Source organism: Cysteiniphilum sp. QT6929 (assembly GCF_030035755.1).
GTDB lineage: Bacteria > Pseudomonadota > Gammaproteobacteria > Francisellales > Francisellaceae > Caedibacter > Caedibacter litoralis.
This window is the reverse complement of the sequence record NZ_CP103983.1, coordinates 2306052-2330408: the sequence shown is the minus strand read 5'-3', so window position 1 is coordinate 2330408 and position 24357 is coordinate 2306052. Positions and strand designations below refer to the sequence as shown.

The 24357-nt window shown below is 39.3% G+C and carries 19 protein-coding genes and 1 tRNA gene; 1 reads left to right on the top strand and 19 read right to left on the bottom strand.

Annotated features, from left to right (window positions below):
- Positions 1-2: 2 nt before the first annotated feature.
- The 8 genes from NYP54_RS10175 to mraY form a co-directional block, all read right to left on the bottom strand.
- On the bottom strand, positions 3-521 hold the full coding sequence (locus NYP54_RS10175) for a lipocalin family protein (RefSeq protein WP_283156409.1): 519 nt from the start codon (positions 519-521) through the stop codon (positions 3-5).
- Positions 518-1897, bottom strand: a complete 1380-nt coding sequence (gene murF, locus NYP54_RS10170; protein ID WP_283156408.1) for a UDP-N-acetylmuramoyl-tripeptide--D-alanyl-D-alanine ligase — start codon at positions 1895-1897, stop codon at positions 518-520. Before murF ends, NYP54_RS10175 begins: the two co-directional genes overlap by 4 nt.
- A complete protein-coding gene (locus NYP54_RS10165; RefSeq protein WP_283156407.1) occupies positions 1890-3398 on the bottom strand; it encodes a UDP-N-acetylmuramoyl-L-alanyl-D-glutamate--2,6-diaminopimelate ligase in 1509 nt (502 codons plus the stop codon). Before NYP54_RS10165 ends, murF begins: the two co-directional genes overlap by 8 nt.
- 18 nt (positions 3399-3416) lie before the next feature.
- Positions 3417-4481 (bottom strand): 3-deoxy-7-phosphoheptulonate synthase, encoded by a 1065-nt coding sequence (locus NYP54_RS10160; protein ID WP_283157531.1) that lies wholly within the window; start codon positions 4479-4481, stop codon positions 3417-3419.
- 31 nt (positions 4482-4512) lie between these two features.
- The gene (locus tag NYP54_RS10155; RefSeq protein WP_283156406.1) at positions 4513-5073 is read right to left on the bottom strand and encodes a cytochrome b/b6 domain-containing protein; all 561 of its coding nucleotides are present in this window, start codon (positions 5071-5073) and stop codon (positions 4513-4515) included.
- 136 nt (positions 5074-5209) lie between these two features.
- Positions 5210-6415, bottom strand: a complete 1206-nt coding sequence (gene ftsW / locus NYP54_RS10150) for a putative lipid II flippase FtsW (RefSeq protein WP_283156405.1) — start codon at positions 6413-6415, stop codon at positions 5210-5212.
- Between the two features lie 4 nt (positions 6416-6419).
- Entirely contained in the window at positions 6420-7964 is a 1545-nt protein-coding gene (gene murD / locus NYP54_RS10145; RefSeq protein WP_283156404.1) for a UDP-N-acetylmuramoyl-L-alanine--D-glutamate ligase, read from the bottom strand.
- A gap of 12 nt (positions 7965-7976) precedes the next feature.
- Complete coding sequence (mraY, locus tag NYP54_RS10140) at positions 7977-9068, bottom strand: phospho-N-acetylmuramoyl-pentapeptide-transferase (protein WP_283156403.1); 1092 nt, start codon at positions 9066-9068, stop codon at positions 7977-7979.
- 285 nt (positions 9069-9353) lie between these two features.
- Here mraY and NYP54_RS10135 point away from each other — a divergent pair, with 285 nt between their 5' ends.
- Positions 9354-10589, top strand: coding sequence for an MFS transporter (locus NYP54_RS10135; RefSeq protein WP_283156402.1), 1236 nt, complete (start codon positions 9354-9356; stop codon positions 10587-10589).
- A gap of 250 nt (positions 10590-10839) precedes the next feature.
- On the opposite strand, the gene groL is transcribed toward NYP54_RS10135, so the two are convergent.
- The 11 genes from groL to tig all read right to left on the bottom strand — a co-directional run bounded on the left by groL (position 10840) and on the right by tig (position 24146).
- Positions 10840-12486, bottom strand: coding sequence for a chaperonin GroEL (groL, locus tag NYP54_RS10130; protein WP_283156401.1), 1647 nt, complete (start codon positions 12484-12486; stop codon positions 10840-10842).
- Between the two features lie 146 nt (positions 12487-12632).
- Positions 12633-12920 (bottom strand): co-chaperone GroES, encoded by a 288-nt coding sequence (locus tag NYP54_RS10125; RefSeq protein WP_117002498.1) that lies wholly within the window; start codon positions 12918-12920, stop codon positions 12633-12635.
- Positions 12921-13078: 158 nt separating this feature from the next.
- Positions 13079-14857 (bottom strand): hypothetical protein, encoded by a 1779-nt coding sequence (locus NYP54_RS10120; protein WP_283156400.1) that lies wholly within the window; start codon positions 14855-14857, stop codon positions 13079-13081.
- A gap of 118 nt (positions 14858-14975) precedes the next feature.
- Positions 14976-15896, bottom strand: coding sequence for a tRNA (adenosine(37)-N6)-dimethylallyltransferase MiaA (gene miaA / locus NYP54_RS10115; RefSeq protein WP_349293387.1), 921 nt, complete (start codon positions 15894-15896; stop codon positions 14976-14978).
- Between the two features lie 19 nt (positions 15897-15915).
- A complete protein-coding gene (locus tag NYP54_RS10110; RefSeq protein WP_283156398.1) occupies positions 15916-17646 on the bottom strand; it encodes a SurA N-terminal domain-containing protein in 1731 nt (576 codons plus the stop codon).
- 138 nt (positions 17647-17784) lie between these two features.
- A tRNA-Val gene (locus NYP54_RS10105) sits at positions 17785-17860 on the bottom strand.
- A 17-nt stretch (positions 17861-17877) separates the two neighbouring features.
- Complete coding sequence (locus NYP54_RS10100; RefSeq protein WP_263478727.1) at positions 17878-18183, bottom strand: HU family DNA-binding protein; 306 nt, start codon at positions 18181-18183, stop codon at positions 17878-17880.
- A 133-nt stretch (positions 18184-18316) separates the two neighbouring features.
- Entirely contained in the window at positions 18317-20668 is a 2352-nt protein-coding gene (gene lon / locus NYP54_RS10095) for an endopeptidase La (RefSeq protein ID WP_283156397.1), read from the bottom strand.
- Between the two features lie 11 nt (positions 20669-20679).
- Positions 20680-21990 (bottom strand): ATP-dependent Clp protease ATP-binding subunit ClpX, encoded by a 1311-nt coding sequence (gene clpX / locus NYP54_RS10090; protein ID WP_283156396.1) that lies wholly within the window; start codon positions 21988-21990, stop codon positions 20680-20682.
- Positions 21991-22071: 81 nt separating this feature from the next.
- Positions 22072-22683 (bottom strand): ATP-dependent Clp endopeptidase proteolytic subunit ClpP, encoded by a 612-nt coding sequence (gene clpP, locus NYP54_RS10085; RefSeq protein ID WP_117002513.1) that lies wholly within the window; start codon positions 22681-22683, stop codon positions 22072-22074.
- Between the two features lie 146 nt (positions 22684-22829).
- On the bottom strand, positions 22830-24146 hold the full coding sequence (gene tig / locus NYP54_RS10080) for a trigger factor (RefSeq protein WP_283156395.1): 1317 nt from the start codon (positions 24144-24146) through the stop codon (positions 22830-22832).
- Positions 24147-24357: the final 211 nt, after the last annotated feature.

Here is a 24357-nt window from a genome sequence, read left to right as displayed (position 1 = left end):
TATTAGCAGTTGAAATTATTAGCAACAATCAGCTGATCTAGATTATAACCTTGTTGAATGGCTATCTTTTTCATCAAATCTAACTGCTGTTGACTAATATTTTTTGTGCGACTTAGAAACCACAGATATTCTCTGGAGGGTTCACCAATCACAGCATACTGATAATCATCAGAGACGTATAAGATCCAATACTTACTAGTAAATGGCCAAAAGAACCTAACCTTAAGCTTACTATTATCATCGGCATTGGATCGCCAAGCAGTTGCTGTGGCTTCTTTTAACTTGCCATCTTTATAGCACGTATTGGTAACTGAGATTGTATCTTTATCTAGTACCTTATATTCAGCAGTAGAGCAATGACAACCTTTTTGGAAGCTATTAGGCAGGCGAGCTATCTCATACCACTTACCCATATACTTTTGCAGATCAACACTCTTTGCTGTCTGCATGGGGTTATACGTCGCACATCCGGCAACTAACAATACCATTGAGACCAACCACCACTGCTTTATCCTTTTCATAATGCCGCTTCCTTATAATACTTTTTCAACGCACCAACCACATCTTCCATCTGATTAGCACGTGATCCCTTAACTAAAATGCGCGAAAATGTACTTTGATTTTTATTAAGATCCGCTTGTAACGCTTCAATTAACGCATTCTTGTGCTCAAAATATCGTGCATGATCTCCTGCTTCTTTAGCCAGTAATGTCATCCATGCTTTATTGCCATACAAATAGACATAGTCAATACTTGATTGCTTAATCAAGCGCCCAACCTCTTGATGATAATGCTCCGCATGCTCGCCAAGCTCGCCCATATTGCTAAGCACAAGATACTTGTCACCCTTAAATGTCGCTAAATCATTAATTGCCGCTTTCACCGATTGGACACTGGCATTATAAGTATCATCAACGAGTGTCACATAATCATTTAAAGTTACTAAAGAGAAGCGTCCTTTATAAGGTTGATAATTTGCTAATGCATTAAGTGATGACTGAATATCTAATTGCAAGGCATAGATAAACGAAAGTGCTGTTAATGTATTTTGAATATTATGCTGACCAATGACATTCAACTGTGCTTCATAGCATTTCTTTGCCACGCTCACTGTAAAGCTCAATGCGGTTATTGACTCTTGTTGCGCATATAAATAAATATCAGCTGCCGTGTTATTCATCGAGAATGTCACTTGATCAACCGCTAAAGCTTTAGCAAAAGCATTAATTCTTGGATCATCCAAGTTAATAATCGCTTTACCCTGTGGCTGTATCCCTTGGAGCAAAGCACCCTTTTCAATCATTACACCATCTAAAGATTTTAGCTTTTCCAAGTGTGATGCTGAAACATTGGTAATGCCGGCATAATCTGGCTTGATTAACTGTGTTAAATGCGGAATTTCACCTGGGGCATTGGTGCCCGCTTCAATCACCACAAAATCAGCATCCTGCGGAGCTGATAGCACTGTCATCGGCACACCAAGATCATTATTAAAATTACCATGACTATAATGCACCTTACCAAATGCTTTAAGCATGGATACTAGCATTTCTTTGGTGGTCGTTTTGCCGCAACTTCCTGTTATTGATAGCACCGGCATATTAAGTGTCTTGCGATATAAAAGGGCTAAATCAAACAGCGCTTTACGCGTATCTTTGACGATAATTTGCGGCACGTTAAGATCAGCTTGTTGCTGTGTCACTAGAGCGGCAACAGCCCCATTTTGTATGGAATGTTCAATAAAATCATGCCCATCACGCTCACCTTGTAGTGCGACAAAGAGTTGCCCTTGACTAATCTCTTTTGAGTTAATATGCGCACCAGTAATTGCTACATCCTGCCCAATGTATTGACTATCATTTAATTGCAAAGCCAATGACTTTAATGACTTAATCATTTTTTCTCCAAAACTCCAATACCACTTCACGTTCATCAAAATGTGTTTTTTGATGGTTTTTATCTAAATAGGTTTCATGCCCTTTACCAGCAAGTAAAATAACATCATGAGCATTTGCAATGCTTAACACGTACTCTATTGCCTCTTTACGCGCTTCAATTATGATAAATTCAGTGAATTCATCATCGAATCCTGAGATGATATCTTGAACAATATCCTTAATATCATCCGTGCGACTATTATCTTCTGTGACAATTACAAAATCAGCATATTGCTGCGCTGCTTTTGCCATTAATGGGCGCTTGCTATGCTCGCGCGAACCACCACAACCAAACACGCAATAAAGCTTGCCCTTTGTTTGCACACGCACGGCTTGTAAGGCTTTGGCTAAAGCATCTGCGGTATGTGCGTAATCGATAACAACAGTTGATTTTCCATCATGTATGAGCTTTTCAAGCCGTCCTTTGGGATTATGTAAATCATTCACAGTTTTCAATGTTTCGGCAAAAGGATAATCGTTTGCCAATAAAGCACAAACGACTGCGGCAATATTGCTGACATTATACTCACCCATAATCGGGATCGTAATATCTATTGCCTTGTTACTTCTAAAAAACACATCAACCACAAAACCTTGTGGCGATATCGATGTTATTGGCATATAACAATCAGCTTGGCTATTGATAAGGCTAAAACTAAAAATCTCTTTTTCTTGTTGTTCAGTCAACTCAGCATACAAACGACTGCCATAGTCATTATCAATATTAATCACACATTTCTTGACACTTGCCAACCTAAATAACTGGCGCTTGGCTTGGAAATACTGCTCCATCGTCTGGTGATAATCCAAATGATCGACATCAAGATTGCTAAAAATCGCCGTTTGAATATTGACATTGAGAATACGTCGCTGGCTAATGGCATGTGATGACGCTTCCATGGCAACCGTATCAGCATCTTGATCATAAAAGCTCTTAAGCATCCGCTGTAAGCTTAGATTATCCAAAGTTGTTAAAGCGGAATCTTCAAGTGTTGGAAAGATACCATTACCAATGGTTCCAAGCACACCGACCTTATGCTTAAGTCTTGATAAACTTTGCGCCAAGAAATGGCAAATTGAAGTTTTACCATTAGTACCAGTCACTGCAAAGATATTTTGTTGCTCGGATGGGTAATCATAAAACCAACTTGCCAAGCTTGCGAGAATTGATTTTAAATTCCGAATCTCAATAACGAAAGGGACATCCTTTGGATCAATTAAGTCGATATCTTCGACCAAGATCAATTGAACGCCTTGGGCTCGCAACTGATTGACATAACGATGCCCGTCATGCACTTGACCTTTAAGCGCAATAAAGCCATCGTTTTTTGTGACCAATCGATGATCTTGATAAAGGTTTTCAATGAGAAAAAAAGGATTAAGATCTATTGTTTGATAAGAAGTTAGTTTTAATGCATTAATTTCAATTAGAAAGGCTCTGATTTGAGCAATAGTTTTCACGATTATTACGGAGTAAGTTTATTTTGATTGACGCTTTTCTTTAACAGCAGATGCTAGTTTATCAAGCATCTCAACCGTTTCATCCCAACCAACACAAGCATCAGTAATACTTTTGCCATACTCTAGTGGTGTTACAAAAATTGATTGATTGCCTTCTTTTAAGTTACTCTCAATCATCACCCCTAGAATATCCTGACTACCTGCTTTGTATTGCTCACAAATATCATCAATCACCAATGATTGTTTTTTGTAATCTTTGCTGCTATTGCCATGACTACAATCAATCATCACTTTGTGTGGCAAGTGATGCTCTTTTAACGCACCAGCTGCTTCATCAACATATTCTTTGGCATAGTTTGGTCCATCATTGCCACCACGCAAAATAATATGCGCATCAGCATTACCTGTTGTTTCAAAAATTGCTGTTGTGCCTTGCTTGGTCACACCTAAGAAATGATGCTTTGATTTTGCTGCTCTTACTGCGTCAACCGCAATACCAATACTACCCTTGGTACCATTTTTAAAGCCTATTGGGCAAGATAAACCTGAGGCTAACTCGCGATGTACCTGACTCTCAGTCGTGCGCGCACCAATAGCTCCCCATGCGATAAGATCTGAAATATACTGTGGACTAATCACATCTAGAAACTCAGTCGCGCACGGTAATCCTATATCTGAGATATCTAATAACAACTGGCGTGCCATGCGTAAGCCTTTGTTGATTTTAAAGCTATTATCTAAATCAGGGTCATTGATTAAACCTTTCCAACCCACTGTCGTTCTTGGTTTTTCAAAATACACACGCATGATCACTACAAGCTCATCAGCATGCTTTTTCGCTTCTTTTAACAAAAGCCCTGCATACTCTTTCGCAGCCTTGATATCATGTACTGAACAAGGTCCAACAACGACAACCATACGGTCATCTTTGTTTTGCAAAACATTGGATACTGCCTTACGCGCAGCAATCACCGTTGCCGTGGCTTCTTTGGTAATCGGATGCTCTTCATGAATAACCCCTGATGGCACTAAGGTGCGCTTGTCTTTGATACGTGTATTATCTGTTTTATCGTGTATGTCTATCACGCTCTCTACTCCACTTTATACTGTTTTTTTACTTTTTGTTTTTTGAAATTTTATCCACTATAACATGAATTAAGAACATGCCAACATGTCCTGCTAAATAATACCAAACAATTTGCGCAAAGAACTCATGTAGCTCCTTGATATCATGCAGCAATGAAGCACCAATATAATTGGCAGGAATCACAAGCCAAAGCGTCCCTAATAAAGCAACCAAGAAAAGTAATAAAAATCCTAAGCCTTGAACCAACCCAGCTAACCCACCAAAATCGCGATCAGGCAATTGCCTACGACACAACATCTTTATATCCTCTATCACGAGACTCAAACCTTTTTTATTGTAAGGAAAAAGATGCCCGAATTTATCCTTTTCTACTAAACTCGCAGCACGTAATAAATAAGCTAATAACAAGAAAAATACAGTGACACCAAAAATTTCATGAAATAGAAATAACTTTAATGTCCACGGTTCAACACCTGGTTTTATTTTATGATGCATCCATTGTGCTGATAGCATCTGAAAGATAATGGCTAAAGCAAACAACCAATGAATCACATGTGCCAATACATCATGATGTGTTTGTTTTTTCATAAAAACTCCATAGTAATGAATAAGAAATAAGTTGTGTTGCAACTATTCCCCCACCCGCGCAGCTTAAGCTGCACTATCTCTCCCACAAGCGGAGAAGTAATAGTTGATGCAACTTATTTTTTCACCATTACATTATTTAAGATGCCTTTTTATAAACATAACGCGGCATAATTTCATCCGCTGTAATCTTATTCTCAAAGTCAATCCGAAGCAAAATACCCAAGGCAAAGCACATAATAAGTAAGCTGCTACCTCCAAAGCTAATCAATGGTAATGTCAAGCCTTTGGTTGGCAAAACACCAATATTTACACCAATATTAACGATCACCTGAAAAGCTACCCAAAAACTTATGCCATAGGCAACATAGCTTTGAAAGTGACGATTGAGAACATAAGCCAGACTCGCAATTCGCATACCTTTCCAGATTAAATAAGCATAAACCATCAAAAGGACAATAACACCAACCGCACCGAGTTCTTCAGCAACCACTGACACAATAAAATCCGTATGCGCTTCAGGTAGGAAGAACTGCTTTTGAATACCACTGCCTAAGCCATCACCAAGCCAGCCACCTCGACCATATGAAATAAGTGCTTGCACTAGCTGATAACCGGTATTATTGGCATCCGCCCATGGATTCATAAAGCCATTTAAACGCGCTAAACGATATGGTTCAAACAGCACTAAAAACGTTGCTGCCACACCTCCTAATACAATCAAGATAATAAACCATCTTAATTTGACACCCGCCATAAACATAATGCCAAAAACACAGGTAAACATTACAACAGACGCACCAAAATCAGGCTCTTTAAGTAGAAGTCCTGCCATTGCTGCAAGAATAATCAATGGCTTAACAACACCTTTGAATGTTTCTCTGGCAACATCTCCAAAACGCACGAGATAAGATGAAAAATACATAATCGCACATAGCTTAACAACTTCCGAAACCTGCACATTAATCACAATCAAAGGAATCCAACGTCGTGAACCATTCACCTCGCGTCCAATATGCGGAATCAATACAGCAACGAGCAAAACAAAGGCAATAATAAGCCATAGTTTATAGATTTTCTGATAATTATCCGTTGGCACCAATAATGCGCAAATCATCGCACCGATACCAAGCACGGCAAAGAAGCCTTGACGCACACAATAAAAATAAGGATTGCCATAATCATAATTGGCATCAACCATCGATGCCGAAGTCACCATAATCCAACCAAACGCTAATAATCCCAACACCAAAAAAACAAATGCCATATCAAGCTCAATGGTCGCTCGAACGCGCACCTTTTTGCTATTGCGCTGACTAAAAAAATTACGAATAAAAAAAAGCACGCTGTTACCTTAGCTTATTAACCAATTCTTCAAAATATTCACCACGATGAGCATAGCTTAAAAAACCATCGAAGCTTGCACATGCCGGTGATAATAACACAATATCATTTTGACAAGCGAGGGTTGTAGCAGCATTAAATGCCTCATCAAAGCTCTGACAAAGTGTACAATCAACCTCATTAGCAATAGCTTGATAAATTGACATACGATCCTGTCCATAAACGACTGCTTTTCTAACATAGGTTTTAAGCACAGGCACTAGCTCGCTAAAATCAGCACCTTTTGCTAAACCACCTAACAAAATAATAATATTTTTAGTCTCTTGATTACCTAAGCCGAAAAGAGCTGCTTCAGTTGATGCAATATTAGTAGCTTTTGAGTCGTTAATGTAGAGAATATTTTTAAACGTTCTAACCAAACGGCAGCGATGCGCAAGCGGATTAAATGTAGCAATCGCTGATTTAATCTTGGCTTTTTCACTATCTGACAACCCTATAGTTTGTTCTAAGCTTCTGCCTTCTCCCAACACCCGGCCTCGCATGCTCGGCACCCCTCTTGCAACGAGGAGAACTTCTACCTCTGAGTCTACTTGACTCCCCTCTTTATAAGAGGGGTGACCGTCGTAGACTGGCGTGGTGTTTTTAAAATCACAAGCTTGCCTTGAATATACTAAAGCACTTGCCATCATTTCTAAAACGACCAGCACTGCTAATATATTCTCAAGATTATGCTTACCTTGTAATATCAACTCAGACTGCCGACAAAATACCTCGTGATGAAATATCGCTTTATCATCATCGACATAAGTAGCTTCATTATTAAAGTATGAAAAAGTAGCGTCCACTCTATGATTTAATAAATCTTTTTGTTTGGCATTCATCACACAATATTTACCACGCGCGAACAATTCCAACTTCGCATCACAATATGCCTTATAATCAGCGTAACGATCTAAATGATCAGGAGATAAATTAAGCACTGCCACAACATCAAACTGCGCGTATTTTAATAAATCGATCTGGAAACTTGAGATCTCAAGCACATAAACGTCAACCTTTTCATCGATAAGGCTTAAGGCAGGTGTGCCAATATTGCCGCCTAATGCAGTATTCATTCCAAGGCTTTTAAGCACATGAAAAAGCAAAGAGACAACGGTACTTTTGCCATTTGAACCCGTTACCGCAATCACTTTTTGCCTTTTTTGCTTATGGTTTTTCTCGTCATTGCCTGATGCGATAGCTAATGCAAATAGCTCAATATCACCAACGACTTTATGCCAATGATGATAGAGTTGATTAAATGGTGCTTTATTGACGGGAATGCCCGGAGCTACGACAATTAAATCATAACTTTCAAGGTTGATTTCATCAAAGTTTTGGTAATCAACTATAACACTCACGTTTTTAAGGTTTTGATCGAAGATATCGATCTCTAGCGCATAAGCTTTTAGATAATCAACAACCGCAATCCCTGAAACACCAAGGCCCACGACTAAGACTCGTTTGATGTGTTGTGATTGATAATAGAAAAAAGGCTTTGACTCGATCATTGCATCGTCACATTAACGCACTTTAAGCGCAGCAAGCCCGATTAATACAAAAATAACCGTCAAAATCCAAAAACGCACCACCACTTTGGTTTCAGGCCAACCTTTTAATTCAAAATGATGATGAAGTGGCGCCATTCTAAAAATACGCTTTTTTCTTAGTTTATATGAACCAACTTGCAGAATAACTGAAACCGTTTCCATCACAAACAAAAAGCCCATAATAAAAAACACCAACTCTTGACGAATAATCACCGCAATCGTGCCAAGTGTTGCCCCCAATGCTAGCGAACCAACATCCCCCATAAATACTTCTGCAGGATACGCGTTAAACCACAAGAAACCAAAGCCCGCACCAGCAATCGCAGCACAAAATACAACAATCTCATCAATGCCAACATTGGGCATATAATCAAAAAGCAAGTGTCCGGCAAAGGCACTATTGGTAATGACATAGGCATAAACAGCAAGCCCCATTGCCACCAGCACAATCGGTAAAATAGCCAAACCATCTAAGCCATCGGTTAAGTTCACCGCATTACTACTTCCTGTTATCACAAAATATCCCAACAGGATAACCCAAGCACCTAGCGGAATAACCCAGTCTTTGCTAAAGGGAATCGACAAGCTAAAGTCCATATAGTTACGCAACAAGGCATAAACCCACAGCATTGCCACGATTGCAAAAACCGACTGCATCAAGTATTTGTATTTGGCACGCAAACCTTTAGGGTGTTTTAACACGAGCTTTAGAAAATCATCTAAAAAACCAATCAAGCCAAAGCTCACAAGCACAAAAAGTAATACCCATATAAAAGGACTATTAAGCTTTGCCCATAATAAAATCGATACAACAATGGAAAAAATAATTAAGCAACCACCCATTGTTGGTGTGTTTTTCTTCACCAGATGCGTTTGCGGCCCATCATCACGCACCACTTGCCCAATCTGCATTTTACTTAGCCAATTAATCATCGGTTTACCAATAAACAAACTGATTAAAAGTGCCGTTAATGCTGCCATGAGTGAACGCACAGTCACATAACTGCTAAAAATATGCATAAACGTAAAATATTGTGACAACCAACCGGTTAACCATAATAACATCTAAAAAAACCTTGCCTTAACTACCTAAATTGCACGGTTGAAAAACAGTGCACCACAAATGCAACGTATTCTAGTAAGCCTAATTGCAGAACACAACCAAAGCTGCATTAAAATTACTTTTTTTGGCGTTTTCCTTTCTAAAGCAAGCTACTATATTTTTTATATTCGCTATATTGCAATTTTATTGAACTTTTTAAGTTGCATCTAGCTGGAAAAATACGCAATATTAATTGCTCAAAACAATTAGGAATAAAGAGCAAGGTTAGACTCAAATGGAGAATAAAAATGCCCATAAATAGCAAACAATGGAAAATCATTTTACTTTCAAGCCTTGGTGGCGCACTCGAGTTTTATGATTTTGTGATATTTGCCGTCTTTGCCATGGCTATCGGCGAGACCTTTTTCCCTTCATCATCGCCCGTGCTTAGTATGCTTGGTGCTTTTGTTGCTTTTGCGATTGGCTATTTGGCGCGCCCTTTTGGCGGCATGCTGTTTAGTCATTTTGGCGACAAATACACACGCAAAAAAGTCTTTGTACTCTCAATCAGCATTATGGCATTAGCAACACTATTAATGGGATTATTGCCTGGCTTTAGCACATTGGGAGTTACTGCCACTATTATTTTTATTTTGCTGCGTTTGGCACAAGGCATTGCTATTGGTGGCGAGATCCCTGGTGCTATTACCTTTGTTTGTGAACATATTCCCAAACACCCAGGTCTAGTCTGTGGGGTGATCTTCTTATTTATCAATCTTGGAATTTTCTTAGCGGATATTGCTCATGCATTACTCATTCATGTTGACCTATCGATTGCTTGGCGTATTGCCTTTATCTTTGGCGGTGTGCTTGCTGTGATTAGCTACTTCTTGCGTAAACGTTTGGAGGAGTCTGAACTTTTCCTAAATGAAAGCAAACGCCATACATTACCGATACTGGCATTATTTAAGAACCATGCGCGCAATGCCATTTTAGGGATTTTTATTGTTGGCTCGCAAGCTGCTGTTGTCAGTATTTTCTATTTGTATATCACCTCATTTATGCAATTAAGAGGCTATGATAATACTGTCATCGCCTATACAACAATTATTAACCTTTTCACTTTTTCAGTTTTCTGTACTATTGCTGGAGCCATTTCGGATCGCATTGGTCAAAAACTTGTTATTTTAATCAGCGCCCTATTGCTCATCCCAACAGGTATCTATTTTTATCATAGCTTGTCAACACATGGTGCTGTGATGTTCTCATACACCTTGGTATCTATTTTTGCCGGTGGCATTGCTGGTGCTGTCAGCGCCTACTTAACAAAGCTATTCCCAACTGATGTGCGCTATTCTGGTATATCATTTTGCTATAATGTCGGCTTCGCATTATTTGGTGGCTTAACACCAGCGATTGCCACTTACATGATTCATCACACGGGAAATACTAATTCACCAGCTTATCTAATGAGCGCTGTTTTTATTATCGCCATTATTGCTCTACTGGCGAGTAAAATGCATATCAAAACACTAGATAAATAAAAAAATAAAAAAAGGCTAAGACTAAATATTCACCCACAAGTGCTCACCGTATCCTGAGCGTAAGTCGAAGCGATGCACTGAGCATCAGTCGAAGTGGGTAATCACACTTCATAGAGGCTTCGACTGACGCTCAGCCAACGCTTACACAATCAAAGTGGGCAGGAATATGATCATAGCCTAAAAAACGATAACAATAAAAAAGGGGTATTGCGCCCCTTTTTTATTATTTATAGTTGTGGATAACTGATGATTACATCATGCCAGGCATACCGCCCATTCCACCCATACCGCCCATTGCAGCTGCTGCGTCAGCTTTATCATCTTTGATCTCGCCAACCATTGCTTCTGTTGTGATCATAAGACCAGCAACAGATGCCGCGTGTTGTAGTGCTGAGCGCGTTACTTTCGTTGGATCTAAGATACCCATCTCGATCATATCGCCATAAGTATCATTTGCAGCGTTGTAGCCATAGCTGCCATCTTTAGCACGAACGTTATTAACAACAACAGAAGCTTCGCCACCTGCGTTTTTAACGATCTGACGCAAAGGCGCTTCCATCGCACGGCGCATTAATGCGATACCGTGGTCTTGATCTTCGTTGTCACCTTTTAGCGTCTCAAGAGCAGCTTGTGCGCGAAGTAGTGCAACACCGCCACCCGCAACAACACCTTCTTCAACCGCAGCGCGCGTTGCATGAAGCGCATCGTCAACACGGTCTTTTTTCTCTTTCATTTCAACTTCAGTCACAGCCCCTACACGGATTACGGCTACACCGCCTGCTAATTTAGCTAAACGCTCTTGAAGCTTCTCACGATCATAGTCAGAGGTTGACTCCTCAACTTGCTTTTTGATTTGAGAAACACGTGCTTCAATATTGCCTTTTTGACCAGCGCCATCGATCACTGTTGTATCATCTTTGGTGATTTGCACGCGTGAAGCCGTACCTAAATGCTCAACTGTTGCTTTTTCTAGTGTTAAACCAACTTCTTCAGCAATAACTGTCGCACCTGTTAGGATAGCGATATCTTCTAGCATTGCTTTACGACGATCACCAAAACCAGGGGCTTTAACAGCCGCGACTTTAACAATACCACGGATATTGTTCACAACTAATGTTGCTAATGCTTCACCTTCAACATCTTCAGCGATAATCAATAATGGCTTGCCAGACTTAGCAACACCTTCTAATACTGGTAGTAGGTCACGGATATTAGAGACTTTCTTATCAACGATTAAAATGTATGGATTTTCTAACTCAGCCGTCATATTCTCTTGATTAGTCGCAAAATAAGGAGACAAGTAACCACGATCAAATTGCATACCTTCAACCACGTCTAGCTCATCTTCAAAGCCTTTGCCTTCTTCAACAGTGATCACACCTTCAGGACCAACTTTAGCCATCGCTTTAGCAATTAGCTCACCAACTGTCGCATCAGAGTTTGCGGAAATCGTACCAACTTGCTCAATCGCTTTGTTATCAGCACATGGCTTAGATAGTGCTTTTAATGCATCAACCGCTTTAATGGTTGCTTTATCAATACCACGCTTAAGATCCATAGGATTCATGCCAGCGGCTACTGCCTTCAAACCATCTGTTAATAAAGCTTGCGCTAAAACAGTTGCCGTTGTTGTACCATCACCTGCGATATCAGCAGTTTTTGAGGCAACTTCTTTAACCATTTGCGCACCCATGTTGGCAAACTTATCTTTTAATTCGATTTCTTTAGCAACAGATACACCATCTTTAGTGATTGCAGGAGCGCCAAATGATTTCTCAAGTACGACATTGCGTCCTTTAGGACCTAAAGTGACTTTTACTGCGTTAGCCAATGTATTAACGCCCTCTAGCATACGAGCACGTGCGTCATCTGAAAACATTACTTCTTTAGCGGCCATGTTTCTTTCCTCTTAAATTTCTTTGTTTATTCTTAATTAAAAATTTCGCTTTTAAAATCAATCATATGATGTGGCATCATCCTTAGCATCGGGCGTATACAATACGCCCCTACAGAAGCTCACCAAGAACACTACCACGCCAAAGATTATTCAATCACACCCATGATATCTTCTTCACGCATCATTAATAGCTCTTCACCATCAACTTTAACTTCATTGCCTGCGTACTTACCAAATAATACTTTATCACCCACTTTAACATCAAGCGCACGAATGCCGCCATCTGTTAAAATCTTGCCGTGACCTGCTGCAATAATCGTACCTTGCATTGGTTTTTCCTTAGCGCTATCCGTTAGGATAATCCCGCCTGCTGATTTTTCTTCTTCCTCAGCGCGACGAACCAACACTCTATCATGTAAAGGGCGAATTGCCATATTTAGACTCCTTTTTTTTAACCTATTTGTTAAACATTAGTTGTTTATTGCAGGCAAAAATATGGTGATAGCAATTTGCATTTCAAGAATTTTTTTAAAAGTTTTTTGATTTATTTTTTAAGAGCAGAACAATTGATTTATTTATATACAGCAAAGAGTTACCAACCAATCGGCAACCTGTTTTTTAACTCATCTTTTAACCGATCTTTAACAGCCCTTTTGCCTGACTCGATTAAGATATTCTGCAGCTGAGCATTATCCATCTCAATCATAGGATTACCAAGGCTACCTCTAACAGTAAATTTAAATGGCAGCTTCGCCAATGACTGATTGACACCACCGGCGTTAATCTTCGCATCATAAAATGTAATATTTGCTGGCGCATTAAGTTCAATATCACCAGATTGCCACCCCCAAGACCCCTGCATATTAATATCATATGTCTTAGCCGTGAGATTGAAATTATTGCCAAGCTTGATATCACTTAAGAGTTTATCCGCAGGCATACTTTTAAGCATTAAACTAAAGCTTGGCGCAATTCGACTGTTATTCGCACTAACAAAATCAACATTCATGGTTTTATCGACACTGACAATATGGATTTTTGTCGGTGCAATGGTCAGCCACGGTTGCGTTGAGAGATTGCTTGCCGTGACATTTAACGCTAAGGCGTCATTATAACGAATATTGTTGACCATAAGCCTAGCAATCACAAGCGTTGGTGATTGCTCAATTAGGTGCAATGCCTGCCTTTGTGCATATTGATAGACGGGGATAACATCGTTATTTTTTTTACTGATGGCTTTATCTTCCTGAGCAACCGGCTCAGGTGCCAGCCATTTAATCACGCGCACAAGTTTAGCAAGATAATCATAATATTCGTTGGCATTTTTAAGATAATGACGCACATCAAATTGTTGTGTTTTATTCTCTTTGCTCACATCTCCCGCTGAGTCCATTGTTTTTGATTTATCATCAACTGGAGTTATAGTATCACTTTCTGTATTTGTATTAGCATATAATGACGCTTTACTTTGACGTTTACTATTTGTTAATACATTATCGACAACCACATCACTTAACTCAAGGCGTTTTGCCAACAGTGCGCTTACATTGACTTCAGCTTTCAACTCTTTTGCAAAAAAACTATTTTGATATAAATCATCAGGGTTCGCAAAAGCCAAATCCTTGATCACTATTTTTCCATCTAAAGCATCAATATCAAGTTGACCTATATCTACTGTCGCGCCATTAACTTTGGTTAGCTGTGTAACTAAAATATTTTTGACAACTTGCGACTGCATAAAGCTACTCATAACAAATAACAAAACAACGATCACAACCGTTACAATCACACCCCACCAACGAAACGGATGCTTGAGTTTTTTATCACGCAACTGAACCCAATCAATTTTATGTGCTGATTTACCAAAGACAGCCCATGATATGACTTTGATAGATCGCTTATTAATGACTCTATTGTACGCTTCTTTTTCAGTCTGTAATGCAGCCATCTTAACTTTGATATTTTTGGCAGATCGCGTAAGCACAAAGCCCACAATCACACCAAGAATAATTGCCAAGATGAAGCTACCCGTCACCAGATAATAATCAAACCCAGCATACGCTAACACTGGCGCGTTAATCATCCATTTAAATAAAGGTTGCAAGAAACCATCTAATAACCAAGCCCCCAGATGATAAGATAACGCCTCTAAGACAAAAGATAAAATTTCAGCAATCGCAAAAATAATCGCTGCTACGACCAAATTGACATTTAATAACAACAAAAGCAAAACGGCAACAAGATAGATAAATGGCGAATATTGAAATCCTGTCATAAACCCTAATAAAAAACCAAATAACGCCGCTAAAAATAGCTGCATTGGATTGGATTGCCCCGTAATAATCGCTATAAGCTTTTTGATAAATTTCATCGTGATATCCTTTCTAAATCGACTCTCAAAACAAACTGTAGTCTAAAAAGCATATTCACTCAAGCTTGATACGCTTAATGCTTAGCTCTCTTTATCAGAAAGGCAAGGGTAGAGTAATTTAGCAATTAAAGACTCGCAACGCTTGATTAAGCTTCTCATCAAACTCTAAATTAGCATCAATCGTAAATATCGGTTGATGCCAATTGCGAATCCACGTTAACTGGCGCTTGGCTAATTGGCGTGTTGCTGCAATTCCCTTGGCAATAAATTCACTATAATCATACTCGCCATCAAGATACTGCCATGCTTGACGATAACCAACACTGCGCATCGATGGCAGATCAGCATGCATAAGCGCTAGATTTTTAAGCCCTTCAACTTCTTTTAAAAAACCATTATCTAGCATTTGCATAAAGCGCTTTTCAATCATCTGATGCAAATGTTTACGATCATTTGGAACTAACGCGCATAGCTTAAGTGATTGACCTAAACCACCCTCTTTGGCATTTTCAGCAATAACGCGCGAGTAAGGTTGCTCAGTAAGTAATATCACTTCAACGGCACGCTCAATCCGTTGTTGATCATTTGGATTAAGCTTGTTGGCTGTGAGAGGATCTTTATGCATCAAGAAGTCATACCAATACGCCAAACCTTGTAACTTTATGGTGTCACGCACTTTATCATCTGCTTCAGGTAGCTTAGATATACCTTCTTGCAATGCTTTAAAATACATCATCGTGCCACCAACAAGTAATACTTCTTTGTTACGTGCATGGATATCTTGAATCAATCGCTTAGTATCATTGATAAAATCATTGACCGAGTAATTAAACCACGGCTCGATAATGTCAATTAAATGGTGGGGAATACCCTCCATTTCCAAGAGATTTGGCTTAGCTGAGCCGATATCTAATCGCTTGTATACCAACGCTGAATCAACACTGATAATTTCAGCATTCATTTCTTTGGCAAGCTCAATGGAAAGAGACGTTTTTCCTGAGGCAGTAGGACCTGCTAAGGCATAGACTTTTTTTGAAATCACAGACATGGGGAAATAATTATTGAATCAGTTGATGATTAATCTCAACTTTATATTGTTTCTTTAATGCAGCCAAATAGTCATTTAGCTCGATATTGCTATAGTTGTTTTGCAGCACTTGCGTTGGCAACTCATCCGTGCCATCAATGACTTTTGCTACTTCATATACCCAATAAGACTCGCCATTTTTTGCCAATTTGTATGACTTCAAACCATCGCTGAAAATAGCTGTTTTTAAGTCTTGATCAAGGGTGAAGTCACTGCGTGAAATAGTTTCGGTTTTTGCTTTCACCGTTTTAACTTCTTTTTTATCTTGTAAAGCTTTAAGCGCATCTTGTGCTGCTTTTTGCGCTTGCGCTAATGACTCTGTCGCAATATACGCCGTTTTGACCTTATCTTTAACTTCAGCAAAGCTTAAGGTATGTTTCGGAATCATCTTGTCAACTTTGTAGATAATGCCATCGGTTTGCCCCTGAGCAATAAAGCCTTGCGTTTTATTGTGATCAAATACTGCTTCTTGTAATTTGGCATTGCCTTCAACATTTGCACTTGTCGTCTTTTTATCAAATGCCTTTGTCGTGGCAGGCGTTAATTTATTAGCTTTCACTACTTGGTCAAAGCTATTGCTATTAATACTTGTTAACACTTCATTAAACTTAGTCAATGCCGCACGATTTTTAAGAATCTTTTCAATCACGGGCTTTGCCGCTGACAGTGACATCTCAGCAGGTGCTGTGATTTTTGTTAATTTAACAAATTCATTATCCGATGTTTCTTTAACAGGTGATTCAAGCGTTAAATTAAACAACGCAAACTGCGCAAAACCTGAAGCATCTGCTTGTGATAATGGCTTTATCTGTTCAATTTTAACTTCTTTTAACTCATCAGCCGTTAATGCTTGATTGGCTTTAAGCTTCTCAGCAATTGCTTTGCTATCTTTAGCCTTTTTATCAATAGTAATTGTCTCACCAGATCTTAACTCAGGTGACATAAGTGCATCTTTATTGGCTTGATAATAGCTATTGATCTCACTCTCAGATACAGACTCTTTACTCACAAAATCTTGAGATGATAGTTTGACATAAGATACAACGGCTTGCTCAATCTGCTCATATTGCACTTTGTGTTCATCATAATAAGCTTGAAGTTCTTTGTCTGTTGGCTTGATCTTACTAGCATAATCTTTCGCAGCAAAATCATAATAGCTGACTTCACGCTTTTGCCCCATTAATGCACTTAGTGTTTTTTGCTCATCACTTAATACAAATTCACTTTGCAATAGTGGTGTCACAATACTTGAGGTCAAAAGGCTATTAGCGATCAGCGCTTTGATATTGCCGGCACCACCGTATAGCTTAGCCAACTCATCAAAACGTTTCGCCGAGTATTGTCCATTTTCAATAAACGCCGGATTTTGGAAAATCGCAGTGGATACCGCAGATTGTGTGATGGCAATATGCGATGCCGTAGCATCTTGTTGCAATAGTGCTTGATCGACTAATTGATTTAATGTCTTCTCTTGCAGTGCTTTTTGATCAAGTGAAGGTTGCGCTTGCATATTTTGAGATAAGGATTGCTGATAGCTATTTTGCGAGATTTGTACGTCTCCTACTTTTGCCACAGACTGTGGTGAAACACCACCTGAGACAAAAAAGTAACTGATACCTGTTAACACAAAAACCGCACTCACTGCGATGATGATAATCCACGTAATCCAACCTTTAAATTTATCATTAATCGATTGCAACATATGACACTACTACCTACTTCCATTGAGCTTAAAATTAAATTATCACATCTTAGCATGGGATATACCGCTCGTGAATCATTTTGCGGTGTTTAATAGCCAAAACAAAAAAGGCATGCTAAAAGCATGCCTTTAAAGATGTGGTGGGTGCTGAGGGGTTCGAACCCCCGACCCTCGCCTTGTAAGGGCGATGCTCTCCCAGCTGAGCTAAGCACCCGCGAGCTGAACTATATATTAGTTCACCGCATCTTTCAATAATTTTCCTGCTTTAAATGAAGGTGATTTAGAAGCTTTGATCTTCATTTTCTCACCTGTCTTAGGATTGCGCCCCTCACGCGCCGCTCTTTCACGAACTTGGAATGAACCAAATCCAACAAGCGTCACTGTTTGACCTGCTTTTAATGCTTCAGTTACCGCTTCAGTTGTCGCGTCCAATGCGCGCTGAGCGACATCCTTTGTTACGTCAGCTTTTTCTGCGATTGCTTTTACTAGTTCACTTTTATTCACGATGCTTTCCTCTTTCGTTGTTGAATAACTCACTGTTTAAGCGGCTTGCCGCCGCTTAACTCGCCTAAGTTATAGCAAGCACAGTAACTCACGTCAACACGGTTTATTGCTAATTCATGATTTTTTAACGTTTTTTTGATGTTTTCCCATTTTTTTTAGCTTTTTTTTAGCTTTTCTTGGTTTTTTTTGACATCAGCGCATGCGCTAAAACTTCTTCAATTCGCTTCACTGCAATGATTTCCAAACCATCTTTTACGTTTTGTGGAATCTCTTGCAGATCCTTTTTATTTTCAAATGGAATGAGAACTGTCTTGATACCGCCGCGAAGTGCTGCCAAGAGTTTTTCTTTCAAGCCACCGATAGGTAATACATCACCACGCAAGGTAATTTCACCCGTCATCGCCACATCTTTTTTAACAGCAATACCAGTTAAAGAAGATAAAACCGCCGTACACATCGCAATACCTGCACTTGGTCCATCTTTGGGTGTCGCCCCTTCTGGTACATGAATATGAAAATCACGTTTCTCATAGAAGTCATCATCCAAACCATAGTCTTTTGCCATCGTACGCACTACGGTTAGTGCAGCATGAATCGACTCTTGCATCACCTCACCGAGTTTACCCGTGGTCTTAAGCTTACCTTTACCTGCCGTTGTTACCGCTTCAATGGTTAATAGATCACCACCAACTTCAGTCCACGCAAGTCCCGTAACTTGTCCAATTTTATCCTCTTGTTGTGCTAAGCCAAAATCATAGCGTCTAACACCAAGATATTTATCTAAGTTTTTACTGTTAACCGAGACTTTCTTACCATCTTTAGCAGACAAAATATGCTTAACCGCTTTGCGGCAAATCTTATTAAGCTCCTGCTGCAAACGACGCACGCCAGCTTCACGCGTGTAATAACGAATGATATCCTCGATCACTTTATCGGTAACAGCAATTTCAGCTTCTTTTAAACCATTGTCTTTAATTGCTCGTGGCAATAAATAGTTCTTAGCAATATTCTTTTTCTCATCTTCGGTGTAACCCGATAGATAAATAATTTCCATGCGATCTCTTAAGGCATCAGGAATATTTAAACTATTGGCTGTGGCGACAAACATCACATCAGATAGATCATAATCAACATCTAAATAGTGATCATTGAATGTATTGTTTTGCTCGGGATCCAATACCTCAAGCATCGCAGAGGATGGGTCGCCGCGAAAATCAGCTGACATCTTATCGATTTCATCTAATAAAAATAATGGGTTATTCACCTGTACTTTATTGATTTTTTGCATAATTTGCCCAGGAAGCGCACCAATATACGTACGTCGATGACCGCGAATTTCCGCTTCATCTTTAACACCCCCCAATGCCATACGCACATATTTACGTCCTGTCGCCTTAGCAATCGATTGCCCAAGGGATGTTTTACCAACACCAGGCGGTCCGACTAAGCACAAAATAGGTCCTTTAAGCTTACGCATTCTTTGCTGCACTGCTAGATATTCCAAAATACGCTCTTTGACCTTTTCAAGACCATAATGATCCGTATTTAAGATATCTTCTGCTTGCGTTAAATCTTTTTTAACTTTGCTGCGCTTTGACCATGGCAGCGACGTTAAAGTCTCAATATAATTACGTGACACGGAGGACTCAGCCGAAGATGGCGGCATAGTTTTAAGCTTCTTAAGCTCAGACAACGCTTTTTCAGTCGCCTCTTTTGACATTTTCGCCGTATCAATTTTTCCTTTTAATTGCTCAAATTCTTCCGCCTCATCAGCATCACCCATCTCTTTATAGATCGCCTTGATCTGTTCATTAAGATAGTATTCACGTTGATTACGCTCGACTTGCGACTTTACACGATCCTTGATGTTACGCTCAAGCTCCAATACATCGGTTTCTGCCATTAATAGCTTTAACAAAAGTGACGCGCGTTGCTGCAAGCCTTCCGCTTCAAGTACTTCCTGTTTTTTGGAGACAGTTGCATGTGCTTGCGCCACGACGGTGTCAATAATCCGCGTTAAATTAGTATCTGACAAAATTGACGATAAAATTTCTTTGGGAATTTGCCCATTCATATCTGCCAAGGTTTTGAAGCTCGACAAAATCGCACGGATAAATCCACTTTCATCAACATCATTTAAGTCATTTTTTGTCTCAATCAACTGAATTTGAGCAGCGATAAACGGTGTATCTTCAAAATACTTAAGCACCTTAGCACGACGAATGCCTTCAACAAGCACCTTACACGTGCCATCTGGTAGCTTCATCAATTGCAGAATCTTGGCATAAGTTCCCGTGGTATGTAAATCCTTAACTTTTGGATTATCAATATCATCTGATTTTTGTGTCATCAGTAAGACTTTTTGTCTTGTTGCATGCGCTTCACTAATCGCAGCAATCGATTTTTCTCTACCGACAAAAAGTGGCACAGCCATATAAGGATAAACAACGATATCCCTTAATGGCACAACCGGCACTAACTCTTCAACACTTTGTTTATCATTAGAATATAATTGCATGCATGTTAACCTTATTGAGCTGAAGCTAATCTAAATTGCGCCTGATCTTTTAATACAATTAATGGCTCTTCTTTGCCATTAATTGCTGCCTCATCAATCACGACCTTCTCAACATTCTCAATTGATGGTGCTTCAAACATAATATTAAGCAGCGCATTTTCTAAAATTGAGCGCAAGCCACGCGCACCTGTTTTGCGCTTAACTGCTCTATGAGCTGCTGCTTTAATTGCTTCAGGCGTAAACTCAACACTCACTTCTTCAATTTCAAATAATTTAGTATACTGCTTGATCAAAGCATTTTTCGGCTCAGTTAAGATCTTGACCAACGCTTCTTCATCCAACTCTTCCAAGATAGCCATTACTGGTAAACGACCAATCAACTCAGGAATCAAACCAAATTTAACCAAATCTTCTGGTTCAACTTGCTTAAGTAAACGGTTATGTGACGCTTGATCATTTTTACCGAAAACATCAGCACCAAAACCAATGCCTGACTTCTCAGTTCGTTGTTGAATAACTGATTCAATACCAGCAAATGCACCACCACAGATAAATAAAATATTCGTTGTATCAACCTGCTCTAAATCTTGATTAGGATGCTTTCTACCACCTTTTGGCGGAACAGAGGCAACGGTACCCTCAATTAACTTCAATAAAGCCTGCTGAACGCCTTCACCTGAGACATCACGTGTAATTGATGGATTTTCAGATTTGCGCGCAATTTTATCGATCTCATCGATATAAATAATGCCACGCTCCGCTTTTTTGACATCAAAATCAGCATTTTGCAAAAGCTTTTGAATCACATTTTCAACATCTTCACCGACGTAACCTGCTTCGGTTAAGGTCGTGGCATCAGCAATAGCAAAAGGGACATTAAGCATTTTTGCCAAGGTTTGTGCAAGCAAGGTTTTACCCGACCCTGTTGGTCCTAATAACAAAATATTGCTCTTTGATAACATCACATCATCATCTTGCTTTTGTTTGTTATAAATTCTTTTGTAATGGTTATATACCGCTACTGATAACACTTTCTTTGGCGCATCTTGACCGATGATATATTCATCAAGGTGTTTTTTAATATCAACAGGTTTAGGTAAACTTTGTTTGCCTTCAGCTGTTGATAAATCTGGTTCTTGTGTTGAAGCTTGTGAACCACCTGTTTTAATGATACCTTCACACAAGGTCACACACTCATTACAAATATAAACTGAAGGTCCTGCGATTAACTTACGCACTTCTTGTTGTGACTTTCCACAGAATGAACAATACAGCGTGCGACCACTGCCACTATCACCATCGCCACGTCTTTTTCTTGGCATATTTTCCTCTCTAAAAACAATCAAAATTATAAACGCCCATCGAGTTGCGGGCGATTATGCAGAAATTCAAGCTTTTATTTTTTATTTAGCACTTGGAATATGCGCTCTTGACTCAATCACCTGATCGATTAAGCCATATTCTTTTGCTTCTTCCGCCATCATGAAATTATCACGATCCGTATCTTTCACCGTCTGCTCATAAGACTGACCGGTATGACGCGCTAGCACATGATTCAAGCGCTCTTTGATTCTTAGCATATTGCGTGCATGGATCTCAACATCAGATGCCTGACCTCTAAAACCACCTAACGGCTGATGAATCATAATTTGTGAGTGTGGCAGGCTATAGCGCTTGCCTTTTTCACCTGCTGCTAATAAAACAGCACCCATACTTGCTGCCAAACCAATACAAATCGTACTTACATTAGGCTTGATAAACTGCATCGTATCATAAACACCCATCCCTGCAGTGACTGAGCCACCTGGTGAGTTGATATAGAAATAAATATCTTTATCAGGATTTTCAGATTCTAAGAATAATAATTGAGCAATAACTAAATTAGCCGATGTATCATTGACTTCGCCATTTAAAAACACGATGCGTTCCTTTAATAAACGCGAATAAATATCATAAGAGCGCTCACCACGCGATGTTTGTTCAACAACCATAGGAACTAAATTATTTGTAATCATATTTTCACCTTATATCCATATTGCAAGTGCGTTTACACTGACAAGTTAATAACAAAAAAGCCACAAACGTGGCTCTTAGTTTAAGTTGATTATTTCATTTTCTCCAGTGCTTTACTGGCACAAATTGCGTTGTTTTAATTCATTGATTAAAACATGCCACCTTGTGGTAAAACTTTCTTGATTAAATCAAAGAAGTCTTCTGTTTTCTCAGTGGCTTGACCTTGCTCCACCACCCAATCAACTAGCTTATTTTCAACAACAACGTTTTTGATGTTTTCTAATTCTTTCTTATTATTTTTAACGTGATCACGTACTTCTTGCGCATCTTCATAAACAGATGCCATTTCTTCAATCACAGCATCAATTCCTTCTTGATCCGCTTCAAACTTCTGATCACGCACAATCGCTTGCAAAATTAAACCTAGCTTGACTGATTTCTCAGCCTTAGCTTTGAATAATTCATCAGGAATATCTTCAGCTTTCATTTTTGACTTAGCACCGCCCATACGCTCAATCAGATCATGCTTAGAGCGATCGATTTCACGTTGGACTAGAGACTTAGGCACATCAAAGTCAATAATATCAACCAACTGATCAAACACTTGTGTTTTTACCGTTTTATTAATCGCGTTTTTTAGCTCACGCGCCATGTTTTGCTTGATCTCAGCATAAAACTCATCAACACCACCTTTGATACCAAACTGCTCAACGAACTTGTCATCAATCTCTGGCAATTCTGCTTCTTTGATGTTTTTAACGACGATATCAAACTGTGCTGCTTTACCTTTTAACTCATCATTTTGATAATCTTCAGGAAAAGTCACATCGATGGTTTTTTCTTCATCTTTTTTCATGCCGATGATGCCATCTTCAAATCCTGGAATCATCTGACCTGAACCAATCGTCACTTCAGAAGCATTAGCTGATCCGCCTTCAAAAACTTCACCATCAACACGACCAACGAAGTCAATTGTGACACGATCATCCGCTTTTACTTCACGCTCAACATCTTTCCACGTTGCCAATTGCTTGCGTAGGTTACTGATCATTTTTTCCGTTTGCGCATCGCCTAGTTCAACCACTGGCTTTTCAACAGCGATTTTATCTAAATCTTTAACAACTACTTCAGGGAAAAGTTCAACATTAACATTAAACTTAAGCGCCTCGCCTTCTTTGTTATTTAGAATTTCAATTTCAACACCGGCTGCATTTAGCTTTTGTTCTTGGATTGCTTTGCTGTATTTATGAGGTAAAACATCACCTAATACTTCAAAACGTACTTGCTCACCGTATTTTTTCTTGATCATACCAGCAGGTACTTTACCCGGTCTAAAACCATCTACTTTCGCTGTTTTAGCGATACGCTGAATACGCTTTGATACCTCTGTGTCAATCTCAGCTGCTGGCAGCTCAATATTTAAAACGCAATGAATGCCTTCTTTTTTTTCAACAGATACTTGCATTACTAATCCTTATTTGTACTCTTTAATATTTTCAAGGTTTAAAATTCAGGGTCAGAGTTTATATTTTGCCCGCTCAATTGTCTAGCGCTTTAATGCTCGAATTTAAAGCGCCCGCTTATTTTGTCATTAGAAGCGCTCGACTTTAGCTTAAGAATAGCTACAATAATTTGCATTAAATGCTTGTCAACAAAACAAAATTAAGACAAGCACC